Here is a 15048-nt window from a genome sequence, read left to right as displayed (position 1 = left end):
GAGCACATAGACCGTCGCTGCGACGGCACCGGCCCACAGGGCGGTGCGTCGCGCGTTGCGCTGCTGCTGGTCATGCATGGGGCACCTCAGTGACCGATGTCATCGTGGGCCAGGTCACCCGGACGGATGACCGGTGGCGTGGTGAAGGTATGCGCCGGCGCCGGTGACGGAACCGTCCATTCCAGGCCACGGGCGCCTTCCCAGACCCGCGCATCGGCCTTCTCCCCGTTGCGCAGCGAGGACAGCAGGATCGCGGCCATCATGAACGGCGTGGCGAACATGCCGAACGCACCGATCGAGCTGATCAGGTTCCAGTCGGCGAAGGCCACGCTGTAATCCGGGATGCGGCGCGGCATACCGGCCAGTCCCAGGAAATGCTGCGGGAAGAACAGCAGGTTGACGAACACGATCGACCACCAGAAATGCACTTTCGCCCATTTCTCGCTGTACATGCGCCCGGTCCACTTGGGCCACCAGTAGTAGACCGCGGCGATCAGCGCGAACACCGCGCCGGTGACCAGCACGTAGTGGAAGTGCGCTACCACGAAGTAGGTGTCGTGGTACTGGAAGTCCGCCGCGACGATGGCCAGCATCAGGCCCGAGAAACCGCCGATGGTGAACAGGATGACGAAGGCCACCGACCACAGCATCGGCGCCTCGAAGGTCAACGACCCGCGCCACATGGTGCTGATCCAGTTGAAGACCTTCACCCCGGTGGGAATGGAGATCAGCATGGTGGCGAACATGAAATAGATTTCCCCGCCCAGCGGCATGCCCACGGTGAACATGTGGTGGGCCCAGACGATGAAGGACAGGAAGGCGATGGCAGCGGTGGCGTAGACCATCGCCTGGTAGCCGAACAGCGGCTTGCGGCTGAAGGTGGGGATGATCTCGCTGACCACGCCGAAGGCGGGCAGGATCATGATGTACACCTCCGGATGCCCGAAGAACCAGAAGATGTGCTGGAACATCACCGGATCGCCGCCACCGGCAGCGTTGAAGAAACTGGTACCGAAGAACTTGTCGGTGAGCAGCATGGTCACCGCACCGGCCAGCACCGGCATCACCGCGATCAGCAGGAACGCGGTGATCAGCCAGGCCCAGCAGAAGATCGGCATCTTCAGCAGGTCGATGCCCAGCGCGCGCATGTTCAGCACGGTGGCGATGATGTTGATCGCGCCCATGATGGAGCTGATGCCGGCCACGTGGATGGCGAACACGGTGAAGGCGACGTTGTAGCCCCCCTGCAGCGACAGCGGCGGGTACAGCGTCCAACCGCCGGCCGGCCCGCCGCCGGGCAGGAAGAGGGTCAGCAGCAGCAGGCTGAAGGCCACCGGCAGCAGCCAGAAGGACCAGTTGTTCATGCGCGGCAGCGCCATGTCCGGTGCACCGATCTGCAGTGGAATCATCCAGTTCGCCAGACCCACGAAGGCCGGCATCACGCCTCCGAAGATCATCACCAGCGCGTGCATGGTGGTCATCTGGTTGAAGAACTCGGGCTTGACGAACTGGAGGCCGGGTTGCGCCAGTTCGGTACGGATGACCACGCTCATCGCCGCACCGATGATGAACATCATGAAGCTGAAAAGCAGGTACAGCGTGCCGATGTCCTTGTGGTTGGTGCTGAAGAACCAGCGCGCGACGAATCCCTGCCGGTGATGTCCCTGGTGGTCGTCATGCCCAACTGCCGAGTGCGCCATTGCCAAACACCTCTCAGATCGGTTCTGTCACGGTGGCCGCAGCCGGCCAGGAGCGGGCGGGTCAGGCGTCGGTGGACGGCGCGGCGGCCGCAGCAGGTTCGGCGGCCGGCGCCGAGGCCGGTGCGGCAGGTGGTGCTGTACCAGGCGCTGCCTCAACGGCCGGCTCGATCGGCTGCCGCGCATCGGTGCCGGTGCCTGTCGCCGGCACCGTCTCCGGTGCCGCGGGCGCCGTGGCGGCAGGCGGCTTCTTCTGCGCCAGCCAGCGCTTGAACGCCTCCTTGGACACGGCTTCGACCACGATCGGCATGAAGCCATGGTCCTTGCCGCACAGCTCGGCGCACTGGCCGCGGTACACCCCGGGCGTCTCGATGCTGGTCCACGCCTCGTTGATGAAGCCGGGAATGGCATCCTGCTTCCAGCCCAGCGCCGGCACCCACCAGGCATGGATGACATCGTCGGAGGTGATCACGAAGCGCACCTTGGTATCCACCGGCAGCACCAGGCGGTTGTCGACATCGAGCAGGTAGTGCGGATGGGTCTCCCGCGTGGGCACCACCCCGCTCTGCCGCACACGGTCGGACTCACGGTCCAGGCGGCTGGTGAACGCCACGTTCTCGCCGAGGTATTCGTACTTCCACATCCACTGGTAACCGGTGACCTTGACCGTCATCTCGGCATCGCGGGTGTCGTACATCCTGATCAGGTTCGCTGTCGCCGGCCAGGCCATCACCACCAGGATGACGATGGGAATGACGGTCCAGACGATCTCCGCCTTGGTGTTGTGGCTGAACGTGGCCGCGACCGCCCCCTTGGATTTGCGGAACTTGAAGATCGCATAGAACATCGCGCCGAACACGATCGCGCCGATCACCGTGCAGACGATCAATGAGAGATTGTTGGATTCCCACGCCAGCCGTGAGGTCTGGGTCACGCCCTTGCCCATGTTGAGCTGCCAGGGCGCCGGGTCAGCCGACTGCGCCCACCCCAGGGCATGAACCCCGGACAGAGCCATCAGTGCGACGCTTCTGGACATCCACCTGCCGCCCCACGCGCTGCTTTGCTTCATTGCCTAGACCCTTGACGTCGTCGGTGACCGCCATCGCTGGCGGAGAGCAAACCTTGCAAGCGAACTGCCGGGCACTGCGCGATCGTGGGGGGATCGCACCCGCAGGAGGAAGACGAACGTGCGACTCCCGCACCGCCGTTCGTGTCGTCCCTGCAACCGTGCCGCGGGAAACGACTCGATGGTAGCCCTGCCCTCTCGCCTCTTACAAGGTGCATTCACGGTAAATCCCATGCTGCAGCACAGCATGGGCGCGTCAGAGCATTTGCCGAATCCAGCACAATTCCGGCACTGCATCGGCGGGCTGCTGAATCCTTTACGCAGCGGCGCTATCAGGAAAGTGCCAGTGCACCACCAATGCACTATCCGATAACCGAAAAATGATTAAAATCGCCAAGTTTTCCACTGGCCGGACCGGCATGAACGCACCCTCTTCCTCCCCCGCTGTCTCCGGCTCCGCGCCACAGCCCACCAGGCTGTTGTCGCCGGAACTGCCGGCAACGCCCTCGCCCCTGCGCCAGGCCATCACCGATGCCTGGCTGAAGGACGAGACCGAGCACGTCACCGAACTGCTGGCGCAGGCACGCCTGCCCGCGGCCGAACAGGCGCAGGTGCAGGCGCTGGCCGCTGATCTGGTGGCCCGGGTGCGCGTGCGCGCCAAGGACCAGGGCGCGATCGAAGCCTTCATGCGCCAGTACGACCTGGGCAGCGAGGAGGGCGTGCTGCTGATGTGCGTGGCCGAAGCCCTGCTGCGCATTCCCGACCAGGAAACGGCCGACAAGCTGATCCGCGACAAGCTGGCCGACGCCGACTGGAAGAAGCACCTCGGCGGCAGCGAGTCGGTGTTCGTCAACGCCTCCACCTGGGGCCTGATGCTCACCGGCAAGCTGGTGCAGATCAACGACGCCACCCGCGCCGACGGTCCGAACGCGTTCAAGCGTCTGGTGGGTCGCATGGGCGAGCCGATGATCCGCATGGCCGTGCGCCAGGCGATGAAGATCATGGGCCATCAGTTCGTCATGGGCCGCACCATCGGCGAGGCCCTCGAGCGCTCGCACAAGGGTGACAACGCCAGCTACCGCTATTCGTTCGACATGCTGGGCGAAGGCGCGCTGACCATGAAGGACGCGCTGCGCTACCTGGAGGACTACCGCCGCGCGATCCACGCCATCGGCGGCGACCACAAGGCACGTGGCGGCCGTCCCGACGGCGACGTCAACAATGCACCGGGCATCTCCATCAAGCTGTCGGCGCTGTACCCGCGCTACGAACATGCCAAGCGCGCCCGCGTGCTGCACGACCTGGTGCCCGGTGTCCTGGAACTGGCGCAGCTGGCCAAAAGCTATGGGATCGGCTGCACGGTCGATGCCGAAGAAGCCGACCGCCTCGAGCTGTCGCTGGACATCATCGATGCGGTGTTCTCCGATGCTTCGCTGGCCGGCTGGGATGGCTTCGGCGTGGTGGTGCAGGCGTACCAGAAGCGCACCCCGTACACGATCGATTTCCTCGCCGACATGGCCCGCCGCAACGGCCGCCGCCTGCAGGTCCGCCTGGTCAAGGGCGCGTACTGGGATGCGGAGATCAAGCGCGCGCAGATCGAAGGCTACCCGGGCTATCCGGTGTTCACCCGCAAGCAGAACACCGACGTGAGCTACCTGGCCTGTGCCAAGCGCCTGTTCGGCCATGCCGATGCGATCTACCCGATGTTCGCCACGCACAACGCGCACACCATCGCAGCCATCCGCACGATCGCCAAGGGCGGCGTGTACGAGCACCAGAAGCTGCATGGCATGGGCGATGACCTGTACGCCGAAGTGGTGCCCGCCGACCGCCTCGGCCTGCCCTGCCGCGTGTATGCGCCGGTGGGTTCGCACGAAGACCTGCTGCCCTACCTGGTGCGCCGCCTGCTGGAGAACGGCGCCAATTCCAGCTTCGTCAACCGCATCACCGATGAGCGCGTACCGATCACCGAACTGGTCCGCGACCCGGTTGAAATGGTCGCTTCGTTCGCCTCCATTCCGCATCCCAAGATCCCGCTGCCGGTGAACCTGCTGCGCAGCCAGAACCATGACAGGAACAATTCCATGGGCATCAATCTGTCCAACGACAACGCACTGCGTGCCCTCGCCGAGCAGCTCAACGCAGCCGTCAAGCCGTGGAACGCCACGCCGCTGGTGCCCGGTGCGAACCTGACCGGCCCGACGCTGCCGGTCACCAACCCGGCCGATCATCGCCAGGTGGTGGGGCAGTGGCAGGCGGCCGACGATGTCACCGTGCAGAAGGCCCTGACCAACGCCGTGGCCGCGCAGCCGGGCTGGAACCGCACGCCGGCCGCGCGCCGCGCCGCGATCCTGGAGAAGGCCGCCGACCAGCTGGAAGCACGCATCGCCGAGTTCATGGCGCTGTGCGTGAAGGAAGCCGGCAAGAGCCTGCCCGATGGCGTGGCCGAAGTGCGCGAGGCCGTCGATTTCCTGCGCTACTACGCCAAGCAGGCGCGCGAGCAGTTCGGCCATGCCGAGAAGCTGCCCAGCCCGACCGGCGAATCCAACGAACTGCAGCTGCATGGCCGCGGTGTGTTCGTCTGCATCAGCCCCTGGAATTTCCCGCTCGCGATCTTCCTGGGCCAGGTAGCGGCCGCGCTGGCGGCGGGCAACAGTGTCATCGCCAAGCCGGCCGAGCAGACCAACCTGATCGGCTACTACGCGGTCAAGCTGCTGCACGACGCAGGCGTGCCGGAGGAGGTGGTCCAGTTCCTGCCAGGTGACGGCGCCACCGTCGGCTCGGCGCTGACCGCTGATCCGCGCGTGGCCGGCGTGGCCTTCACCGGTTCCACCGATACCGCGCGTGCGATCAACCGCGCGATGGCCGGACGCGATGCGGCCATCGGCGTGCTGATCGCCGAAACCGGTGGCCAGAATGCGTTCATCGCCGATTCCTCCGCACTGCCGGAGCAACTGGTCAAGGATGCCATCGGCTCGGCGTTCACCTCGGCCGGCCAGCGCTGCTCGGCTGCACGCGTGCTGTTCGTGCAGGACGACATCGCCGACAAGGTCATGACCATGCTGGCCGGTGCGATGAAGGAGCTCAAGATCGGCGACCCGGGCGAGCTGTCCACCGACGTCGGCCCGGTCATCGATGCCGATGCGCTGAACATCCTGACCGGCCACGCCGAGCGCATGGACCGGGAGGCGCGCCTGATCGCCGCCGCCACGCTTCCCGAGTCCGCCGCGCACGGTACGTTCTTCGCCCCGCGCGCCTATGAGCTGAAGGATCTCGGCCAGCTGCACAAGGAGATCTTCGGCCCGGTGCTGCACGTGATCCGCTGGAAGGGCGACCAGCTCGGTGCGGTGATCGACCAGATCAACGCCACCGGCTACGGGCTCACTCTTGGCGTGCACTCGCGCATCGATGAAACCGTCGATCGCATTACCAACGGCATCCAGGTCGGCAACGTGTACGTCAACCGCAACCAGATCGGTGCGGTGGTCGGCGTGCAGCCGTTCGGTGGCCAAGGCCTGTCCGGTACCGGCCCGAAGGCCGGCGGCCCGCATTACCTGCTGCGGTTCGCCACCGAGAAGACCGTGACGGTCAACACCACCGCTGCGGGCGGCAATGCGTCGCTGCTGACGCTGGGCGACTGATCGATCGGCGTGGTGATGGAAGGGTGCCGACATGCGTCGGCGCCCTTTTTCATGCGCGTTGCCCGGCGTCGCCAGGGTGGGACCGGCACGAGGCCCGCCAGTGGCGCAGCGCGAGCAGCGCGTTGATCCAGTACCCCACGTACAGCAGCGCGGTCAGGTGCAGCCCGCCGCTGTAGTACAACGGCACTGACAGCGTGTTCACCAGCAGCCACAGCCACCAGCATTCCAGCTTGCGCCGCATCATCAGCAGCTGCCCGGCCATGCTGAGCACCACGAGGGTGGCATCCAGCCAAGGCGCATGGCCGTCGGTGTGCCGGCCGAGCAGCCAGCCATAGCCCACCGCCCCGGCCACCACCACAGGCGCCAGCCACAGCCACGTACGTGGCGCCATGCGGGTGATCGGCAGCGGCCTGCCCGCAGCACCACGCAGCCACTGCCAGGCACCCAGCGCGCTGACGACCATGAAGAACCCCTGCAGCGTCACCTGTCCGTACAGGCGCGCCTGCGCGAACACGACGGCGAACAGGGCCGCGGCCACGATGCTCAGCCACCAGCCGTGCACGTTGTTGCGCCCGGCCAGGACGATCGACAGCGCAGCGGCCAGGTTGGCGGCGATCTCCAGCATGAAGGACGGGTCGGTTGGATCCATCAGCGCATTGTGGCCGCACGCCGCGCATGGCGGGCGTCAATGCGGGCGCGGTGGCGCGGGCACGGGCACCGGAAAAAAAAAGGGACCCCGCTTGCGCGGGATCCCTCAAGCAGCCAGCAACACGCTGGACTGCGGCTTAGAACTTGTACTGCATCGAAGCGGCCAGCACGTCGCCACGGACCTTGTACTTGCCCGAGAGCGAGTTGCCCTGGTTGTTGGTGGTCGGGCCGACAACGACATTCGGATCGCTGGTCAGCAGGTGGGTGTAGCCGAAGTTGTATTCGACGTTGTCCGACGGGGTCCAGCCCAGGCCGACCGACAGCCACTTGCGGCTGGTGTCCGGCACGCGCACGTCACGGTGGGCATCGGTGGTCGGAGTCTGGTCCAGGGCCACACCACCGCGCAGGGTGACGGTGTCGCTCAGCTTGTAGTCGGTACCCAGCGAAACGAAGGTGGTATCGCGGTAGCCGAAGTCCAGCACCGAATCGGGCTGCTGCGAGGCGTAATCGATGGTCACCGAATCGAACGCGGTCGACCAGGCGGTGCGGGTCACATCACCCATCACGGTCCAGCGGTCGTTGATGTTGTGGGTCACGCTCAGGGTGGCCGACGCCGGCAGCTTCACCGTCGCCTTGCCGCTGGTGGTGACGAAACGACCCGGCTGGGCCACGGCCAGCACGGCGGCGGCGTTGGCCGGGACGTCGAAGGTGGCGTCGCCGCCGGTGATCTTGTGGGTCACCTTGGAGCGGTAGCTCAGGCCGATGTGGGTGTTCTCATCGATGGAGAACAGGCCACCGACGGTCCAGCCCACCGCGTTGTTGTCGCCCTCGACGGTCAGCTTGCCGTCGGCGCTGCCCGGGCGGAAGCCCGGCACGCGGGACTGCGCCAGCGCGGTGCCGAAGTCGATCGCATTGCTCAGTTCGATGGTCAGGTGCTCGACGAACACCGAGGCGCCGAAGGACACGTACGGGTTCACGTCGTAGGAGGCGGCAAAGCCAAGATCAATCGCCTTCAGGTCGGTCTTCAGGCCGCTGTAGCGGCCGACCCAGCCGTTGTCATATTCGGTCTTGAAGCCGAACGGGGCGGTCAGCGACACGCCGAAGTGGGCCTTCTCGCCGACCGGCATGTGGAAATAGGCCGCCGGAACCGGCGCGATCATGCCAGCGTCGCCGCCGTCACCACCGGTCTGCGGAGCGCCGGTCGCGGTGCGGCCAGCGCCTTCGAACTCGGCCTTGAAGCTGATCGCGCTCAGGTCGCCCTGGAACACGCGGCCATCGAGCTGGCGCATGCCGGCCGGATTGGCGGCGATGATGGAGGCGTCGCCCTCGGCGCTGCCCGAACCGGCGAAGGCGCGGCCGAGGCCCTTGGCGCTCTTCTCAGCCAGCTGGAACGCAGCGGCGTTGGCGTCGGTGGCGGCGAGCACGCCGGCGATGCCGACGGCCAGCAGGGTGATACGGGCAAAGGTGGAAGCGGTTTGCATCTTGTCTCTCTCCGGAAAGCGGTGATGGTGCTCTGCGCGCGCCTGCGTTCCCCGCAGGCCTGTGCCCACCGGAAAACGCGCCGGATTCCCCTCCCGACATACGACGCCGTATGCGAGTATCACCCAGAGCTGTTAATGAAACAATAACAGCTGCGGCGCATTTCCCTCACAAAATCCTGAATGCGGCAGCTTGCGTCACCGTCAAACCGGATACGCTACGGCCATGTTCCTGTCCCTTCCCTCGCGCCGGAAACCGGTCTTCCGCTGGGCGACGCCATTGCTGTTCCTGGCGGTGTGGTTGGCCTTCCTCTGGACCATCTCGCGCCCGGACGAAGCGCGCTCCACGCTGTGGCTGGACTGGGGTGCGCTCTCGACCGGCCTGGCGCAGCCGCACGACTGGTGGGCGATGCTCCAGGACGGCAGCGTGCTGCGGCTGTTCACCGCGCTGTTCCTGCATGCGGACTGGTCACACCTGCTGGGCAACCTGGTGTTCCTGTTGATCTTCGGGCTGCCCGCCGAGCGGGTGCTTGGCCCGTGGCGCCTCATGCTGCTGTTCCTGATGGGCGGGGCGGTTTCCAACCTCACTGCCATTTCCACGATGGGCGCGCCGGACCAGATCATCATCGGGGCCAGCGGAGCGGTCTCGGCGCTGATCGGCACTTACCTGGCCCTGTTCCCTGGCGCCCGGCTGGGCGTGGTGATTCCGCTGGGCCTGTTCCTGGAGTTCGTGCGGGCGCCCGCCTATCTGCTGATCGGCCTGTGGGCGATCCTGCAGGTGGTGTTCGCCTATATCGGCCCGACCTTCGGCATGGTGGTGTGGTGGGCGCACATCGCCGGCTTCGCCTTCGGCGTGGTCTATGGCATCTACGTGCGCGCCGCGATCGCCCGGCGCCTTCGCAAACGCCAGGGCTTCTGAGTACTGCCGCAGCGCGGTATCCGGGGACTGATGACAGGACCCGGAACCGCGCCGGCAATTACGGCTTGGCTTCGGCTGCAGGCTTGGCTTCGGCTGCAGGCTTGGCTTCGGCTGCAGGCTCGGGCTCGACTGCAGGCTTGGGCTCGGCCGTTGGCTTGGCTTCGGCCGTCGGCTTGGCCGCGGCTGGCGGCTTCGGACGCGCCGCCACCGAGCCCGGCTGCTTCAGCTCGGCCAACGCGTCGGCGATGAACGTATCGCCCTGCAGCACCTCACCGGCGCTCAGGCCTTCCACGCCTTCCTGGTCACCGTGCAGATGGCCCGGCAACTTCGCTTCGCTGTAATCGGCGAGACTGGCCGGCAGCGCATCGTCGCCGTCCTGCGGCAGCGCCGTGAACACGACCTCCGGCACGATGCCGGTGGCCTGGATCGACTTGCCGCTGGGTGTGTAATACCGCGCCGTGGTCAGCTTCACCGAATCACCGTTGTCCAGCGGCAGCACGGTCTGCACCGAGCCCTTGCCGAAGGTGCGGCTGCCGACCACGCGCGCGCGCTTGTTGTCCAGCAGCGCGCCGGCCAGCACCTCCGAGGCGCTGGCCGAACCTGCGTCCACCAGCACCACCACCGGCGCGCCGGCGAGCAGGTCGCCGGGCGTGGCATCGAAGCGCGCATCGCTGATGCTCAGCCGGCCCCGCGTGCTGACGATATTGCCTTTCTCAAGCAGGTCATCGGCCACCTGTACGGCGGCGGTGAGCAGGCCGCCCGGATTGCTGCGCAGATCCAGCACCAGGCCTTTGAGCGCGCCACCTGCCTGCTTCTGCAGGTCACGCACGTGCTTCTGGAAGTCCGCGCCGGTGTCGGCCTGGAAGGTGCTCAGGCGCACGTAGCCATAGCCGGGCTCCAGCATGCGGCTGCGCACGCTGGTCACGCGGATGGTCTCCCGGGTGAGCGACACATCGAACGGCTTGGCGCGCCCCTCGCGCACGAGGGTGAGCACCACCTTGGTGCCCGCGCCCCCGCGCAGCGGCTCGCTGGCCTCGATGGCGCTGATCGGCTTGCCGTCGATGGCGATGATCAGGTCGCCCGCCATCACCCCCGCGCGTGCCGCCGGGGTGCCGTCGATGGGCGAGATGACTTTCAGGCTGCTCTTGTCAGGCTGCTGCTGCAGCTCCACGCCGATGCCCTCGTAGGCACCCTGCGCCTGCTCATCGAATGCCTCGGCATCTTCCTTGTCGAAGTAGGTGCTGTGCGGATCCAGGTCGAGCAGCAGGCCACGTACGGCGGACTGCATCAGCTTGCCGTCATCCACCGGCTCCACGTACGCAGCGCGCACGGCGTTGTACACCGCGACAAAACGTCGGATTTCCTCCAGCGGCACCGTGGAGGTGGCCGCTTCTTCCTGGCTCGCTGCACTGCCCGCAGTGGGTGCGGCCGGCGCAGCCGGCTGGGCCCAGGACACCACCGGCAACAAGGCCAGCAGCAGAATGGCGGGACGGGCTACGCGCATGAAGCACTCCTGTGGGCGGGGCTTCGACACGAAGCCAGGTTCGCCCGATTATGCGCGAAGTGCCGGTAAATTCCCGTTGACGCACAGCCCGCGCATGCGGCGGGATTCAGCGCCGCTGCAGCCAGCTGTCGGGGTTGACCGGCTGTCCTCCACGGCGGAGCTCGAAGTACAGCGCGGTGACGCCCTGCCCGCCGGAATTGCCGACCTTGGCCACTGCATCGCCGCGTTTGACCTGCACGCCGGCATCCTTCAACAGCGCATCGTTGTGGGCGTACAGGCTCATGTAGCCGTTGCCGTGATCGATGATCAGGATCATGCCGTAGCCGGTCATCCAGTCGGAGAACACCACCGTGCCATCTGCGACTGCAGTCACCGTGCTGCCCGCCGGCGCACCGATCAGCACGCCGCTGCTGGTGCGCCCATCCGGCAGGCGCCCGCCGAAGCGGGCCAGCAGGTTGCCCGACAGCGGCCAACCGAGGCCGCCGACCTTCGGCGCCGGTGCAGAGGCGACCGCCGGTGGGGTCCGGGTCGGTCGAGGTGCCGGTCGGCCTTCGGCCACGGCCTTGTCCGCCGCCGCTTTTTCGGCCGCCTTTTCCGCTGCCGCACGGCGCTCGGCGGCACGGCGTTCGGCGGCGGCGCGCGCGGCCGCGGCACGCAGGTTGGCCAGCAGGGTTTCCAGCGCCTTGGCGTCCTGGCCCAGGGCCTTCTCGCGCTCGGCGCGGTCGTTGAAGCGTTCTTCCAGCGTGGCCACCGCTGCCGCGCGGGCCTTGCGATCGGCCTCCAGCGCGGCGGACTGCCTGGCCTGCTGCTGGCGCGCCTGCTGCAAGGCCTGCTGGCGCTCGGCGATCTGCCGCTCCACCGTATCCAGCGCCTGCAGGTCGGCGGTCAAGGCATGGATACGCTCGCTGCGCTCGCGCTGCAGGTAGCGGTGGTACGCCAGGGCACGGTTGGCGCCAGCGACCGTGTCCTGTGAAAGCAGCAGTTTCAGCGGCGCATTGTTGCCCAGGCGATGCGCGCCGCGCAGCAGTCCCGCCAGCTCGGTCTTCTGCTGCTGCAGAGTGCCCTGCAGGGTCGCGCGGCGCTGCTGCAGCGAACCCAGCTCGGCATTCTGCTTCTTCAGCGCCGCGTCGGTCTCTGCCAGGCTGCGCCCGGTACGCGCGACCTTCTGGTCCATCTCGCGCAGTTGGCGGCTGGCCGCACCGCGCTGGTCATCCAGCTGCCGGCGCTCCTGGGCCACGCCCTTGAGCTCGCTGCGCAGTTTCTGCAGCTTGCGCTCGGCTTCCCGCGTGCTCTGCGCCGGTGCCACGCTGGGCGCCAGAACGAACGCCAGCAGCACGGCCAGCGCCAGCCGCCGCACGGTCGGCGCAGCAGGCGTGGCAGGACGTCGAAGGTAAGGGGCAACGAAGGACAAGGCGGTTCCAGTGACTTCAGGCAGATGCGCTCATGGGCCCCGCATGGTGACATTTTTGCCGGGCGGCCTGCCAGCCACCTGACACCCACGGAGAACGACCATGAAATCGCACGCACTGCCCCTGATCCTGGCCCTCGGCCTCGGTCTGGCGGCGTCACCCGCACTGGCGCAGGAGAGCATCAGCAAGGTCAACGGGAGCATCACAGCGCAGGCCGGCCAGCGCTACGGCAAGCTCAATACGGTCAATGGCAGCATCCGGGTCGACGACGGCGTGGAAACCGGGAAGATCGAGACCGTCAACGGCAGCATCCAGGTCGGTGCGGGCGCGCGTACCGGCGGCATTTCCACCGTCAACGGCGCGGTGCGGCTGGCGGGCCATGTCACGGCGGAAGGGGACGTTGAAACGGTCAACGGCAGCATCTTCAGCGATCGCCGCAGCCTCCTGCGTGGCAGCGTGTCCACGGTCAACGGTGGCATCGGGCTGGTGGACACCCAGCTGACCGGTGACATCGAGACGGTCAATGGCGATGTCACCGTGGGTGTCGGCTCCACGGTCGGCGGCGGGATCCGGGTCAAAAAGCCCAACTTCAACCTCTCTCTGACACCGGGCCGCAAACCGCGTGTGATCATCGGACCGAACGCCGTGGTGGAGGGCACGCTGGATTTCGAGCGTGAGGTCGTCCTGCAGGTGCATCGCACTGCCAGGATCGGCGCCGTCCAAGGTGCCACCGCCGAGCCGTTCGACACCGATACCGCTCCCGAGAACTGAACCCATCGGCCCAAGCCAGACGGGCCCCCCTCTGTAGGACATGCTGATGCCCCGTAGATTGTTTATGTGCCTGGCCATCTCGGCCGCCTTGAGCGCCTGCAAGGCTGAGCCCGGGGCGTCGGCCGCGCCGGCGGCCGCGACAACCGCGGCGTCCGGCGTAACGACGCCGCACGCGTTTTCGCCGGAGATCAATGCAGCGGATTTCTCCGAGTTGGTGAAAACGCTCGCATCGGATGCGTTCGAAGGCCGTGCACCCGGCAGCAAGGGTGAGGAACTGACCGTCACCTACATCCGCGACCAGATGCAGCGCATCGGCCTGCAGCCCGGCAATGCAGGCAGCTGGTTCCAGGATGTGCCCATGACCGAGACCACGGCCGATGACACCACGGTGCTGAAAATCGACCAGGGTGGCGCGTCCCGTGAACTGGCGTTCGGCACGGACATGGTCATCGGCACCCGCAGTGGAAAGACGCATGTGACGTTGGATCGCAGCGATATCGTGTTCGTCGGCTACGGAGTGGATGCGCCCGAGCAGGATTGGAACGATTACGCCGGCCAGGACTGGACCGGCAAGACGGTGGTGATGTTCGTCAACGATCCCGGGTTCCACACCGAGGATGCGGCGCTGTTCGGTGGCAAGCGCATGACCTATTACGGGCGCTGGACCTACAAGTTCGAGGAGGCCGCGCGCAAGGGTGCGGCAGCGGCCCTGATTGTGCATGACACCGCAGGCGCGTCCTATGGCTGGGACGTGGTGAAGAACTCGTGGTCCGGGCCGCAGTACGATCTGCCGGCCAAGGATGATCCGGAGGCGCGGCTGCCGGCGCAGGGCTGGTTGAGCGCAGAAGCGGCCAAGGTGCTGTTCGCCGGCGCCGGCCTGGATCTTGCACAGGCCTACAGGGACGCCAGCCGGCCCGGTTTCAAACCGGTGCCACTGAAGGCCAGGTTATCCCTGGATCTCAAGAGCACCACGGCCGAGAAGACCTCGCGCAATGTGGTGGGTGTGCTGCCCGGCACCACCCGTGCGGACGAGGCCGTGCTGTACCTGGCGCACTGGGACCACCTGGGCAAGCATGAGGGCGAGGGCGAAGACACCATCTACAACGGCGCGGTGGATAACGCGACCGGCGTGGCTGGAATCCTGGAGGTGGCCGAGGCGATGGCGCACCAGCAGCCGAAGCCGGAACGATCGGTGGTGTTCCTGGCAGTGACGCTTGAGGAATCCGGGCTGCTGGGATCGAAATACTACGTCGCCCACCCGACGTTCCCGCTTGACCGCATTGCCGGTGTGATCAACATCGATGCGATGTCGGTTGCGGGTCGAGCGAAGGACATGACGGTGACCGGGTACGGCAGTTCGGAACTTGAGGACCTCCTCAAGCCCCTCGCGGAGAAGCAGGGCCGGACGCTGCACGGCGAGTCGGCCGTGCAGAGCGGCTTCTATTTCCGTTCGGATCATTTCAATTTCGCCAAGGCGGGTGTGCCGGCGTTGTATGCCGACGGTGGTGAAGACCTGCGCGAGGGCGGCGTGGACGCTGGCCGCAAGGCGGCCGAGGCCTATGGCCGCGAGCGCTACCACGGGCCCAAGGATGAGTTCGACGTGGCCACGTGGAAACTCGACGGCACCGTCGAGGACCTGCAGCTGCTGCATGGCGTCGGTCAAGCGCTCGCCGGTGGCGATGCATGGCCGAACTGGTACGAGGGCAATCCGTTCAAGGCGGCGCGCGACACCATGATGACGAACAAGACGTCAGCGCCCTGAGCGAGCCCGGCACGGAAAAGAAAAACCCCGCTGCGTGAGCAGCGGGGTTTTTTGTTTGAACCCTGGCGATGACCTACTCTCGCATGGCTTGAGCCACACTACCATCGGCGCAGCTGCGTTTCACTTCCGAGTTCGGGATGGGATCGGGTGGTT

Annotated in this window: 10 protein-coding genes and 1 rRNA gene; 4 read left to right on the top strand and 7 right to left on the bottom strand. The window is 66.7% G+C overall.

The genetic code is table 11. The features are described 5' to 3' along the window. Nucleotides 1-86: 86 nt before the first annotated feature. The gene (ctaD, locus tag FHY09_RS00055; protein ID WP_166922947.1) at nt 87-1700 is read right to left on the bottom strand and encodes a cytochrome c oxidase subunit I; all 1614 of its coding nucleotides are present in this window, start codon (nt 1698-1700) and stop codon (nt 87-89) included. Nucleotides 1701-1761: 61 nt separating this feature from the next. Then, nucleotides 1762-2733 carry a cytochrome c oxidase subunit II gene (gene coxB, locus FHY09_RS00050; protein WP_456362658.1) on the bottom strand — a complete coding sequence of 324 codons (972 nt, stop codon included), beginning with the start codon at nt 2731-2733 and terminating at the stop codon, nt 1762-1764. A 449-nt stretch (nt 2734-3182) separates the two neighbouring features. Here coxB and putA point away from each other — a divergent pair, with 449 nt between their 5' ends. Further along, the gene (putA, locus tag FHY09_RS00045; protein ID WP_166922943.1) at nt 3183-6404 is read left to right on the top strand and encodes a bifunctional proline dehydrogenase/L-glutamate gamma-semialdehyde dehydrogenase PutA; all 3222 of its coding nucleotides are present in this window, start codon (nt 3183-3185) and stop codon (nt 6402-6404) included. Between the two features lie 49 nt (nt 6405-6453). Here putA and pnuC read toward each other — a convergent pair whose 3' ends face one another. Next, complete coding sequence (pnuC, locus tag FHY09_RS00040) at nt 6454-7053, bottom strand: nicotinamide riboside transporter PnuC (RefSeq protein WP_166922941.1); 600 nt, start codon at nt 7051-7053, stop codon at nt 6454-6456. A gap of 136 nt (nt 7054-7189) precedes the next feature. Beyond that, nucleotides 7190-8533 carry an outer membrane protein transport protein gene (locus FHY09_RS00035; RefSeq protein ID WP_166922940.1) on the bottom strand — a complete coding sequence of 448 codons (1344 nt, stop codon included), beginning with the start codon at nt 8531-8533 and terminating at the stop codon, nt 7190-7192. Between the two features lie 223 nt (nt 8534-8756). Between FHY09_RS00035 and FHY09_RS00030 the strand changes: the two genes are divergently transcribed. After that, nucleotides 8757-9449: a rhomboid family intramembrane serine protease gene (locus FHY09_RS00030; protein ID WP_166922938.1), complete on the top strand. Its 693-nt coding sequence runs from the start codon at nt 8757-8759 to the stop codon at nt 9447-9449. 58 nt (nt 9450-9507) lie between these two features. Here FHY09_RS00030 and FHY09_RS00025 read toward each other — a convergent pair whose 3' ends face one another. Then, nucleotides 9508-10953, bottom strand: coding sequence for a S41 family peptidase (locus tag FHY09_RS00025; RefSeq protein WP_166922936.1), 1446 nt, complete (start codon nt 10951-10953; stop codon nt 9508-9510). Between the two features lie 106 nt (nt 10954-11059). Then, a complete protein-coding gene (locus tag FHY09_RS00020; protein ID WP_166922934.1) occupies nt 11060-12364 on the bottom strand; it encodes a peptidoglycan DD-metalloendopeptidase family protein in 1305 nt (434 codons plus the stop codon). A gap of 100 nt (nt 12365-12464) precedes the next feature. Here FHY09_RS00020 and FHY09_RS00015 point away from each other — a divergent pair, with 100 nt between their 5' ends. Next, complete coding sequence (locus tag FHY09_RS00015) at nt 12465-13133, top strand: hypothetical protein (RefSeq protein ID WP_166922932.1); 669 nt, start codon at nt 12465-12467, stop codon at nt 13131-13133. A gap of 46 nt (nt 13134-13179) precedes the next feature. Further along, nucleotides 13180-14895, top strand: a complete 1716-nt coding sequence (locus tag FHY09_RS00010) for a M28 family metallopeptidase (RefSeq protein WP_166922930.1) — start codon at nt 13180-13182, stop codon at nt 14893-14895. A gap of 60 nt (nt 14896-14955) precedes the next feature. Here FHY09_RS00010 and rrf read toward each other — a convergent pair. After that, nucleotides 14956-15048, bottom strand: a 5S ribosomal RNA gene (gene rrf, locus FHY09_RS00005); the annotation flags it as partial.

This window comes from Xanthomonas sp. 60, from assembly GCF_011761925.1.
This window is presented reverse-complemented; position numbering and strand designations above follow the sequence as displayed.

Bases quoted from the DNA above. Each gene is read 5' to 3' on its own strand.
- FHY09_RS00010 (WP_166922930.1), top strand. From the start codon at position 13,180: ATGCCCCGTAGATTGTTTATGTGCCTGGCCATCTCGGCCGCCTTGAGC.
- ctaD (WP_166922947.1), bottom strand. From the start codon at position 1,700: ATGGCGCACTCGGCAGTTGGGCATGACGACCACCAGGGACATCACCGG.
- FHY09_RS00030 (WP_166922938.1), top strand. From the start codon at position 8,757: ATGTTCCTGTCCCTTCCCTCGCGCCGGAAACCGGTCTTCCGCTGGGCG.
- pnuC (WP_166922941.1), bottom strand. From the start codon at position 7,053: ATGGATCCAACCGACCCGTCCTTCATGCTGGAGATCGCCGCCAACCTG.
- FHY09_RS00015 (WP_166922932.1), top strand. From the start codon at position 12,465: ATGAAATCGCACGCACTGCCCCTGATCCTGGCCCTCGGCCTCGGTCTG.
- coxB (WP_456362658.1), bottom strand. From the start codon at position 2,733: ATGTCCAGAAGCGTCGCACTGATGGCTCTGTCCGGGGTTCATGCCCTG.
- FHY09_RS00025 (WP_166922936.1), bottom strand. From the start codon at position 10,953: ATGCGCGTAGCCCGTCCCGCCATTCTGCTGCTGGCCTTGTTGCCGGTG.
- putA (WP_166922943.1), top strand. From the start codon at position 3,183: ATGAACGCACCCTCTTCCTCCCCCGCTGTCTCCGGCTCCGCGCCACAG.
- FHY09_RS00035 (WP_166922940.1), bottom strand. From the start codon at position 8,533: ATGCAAACCGCTTCCACCTTTGCCCGTATCACCCTGCTGGCCGTCGGC.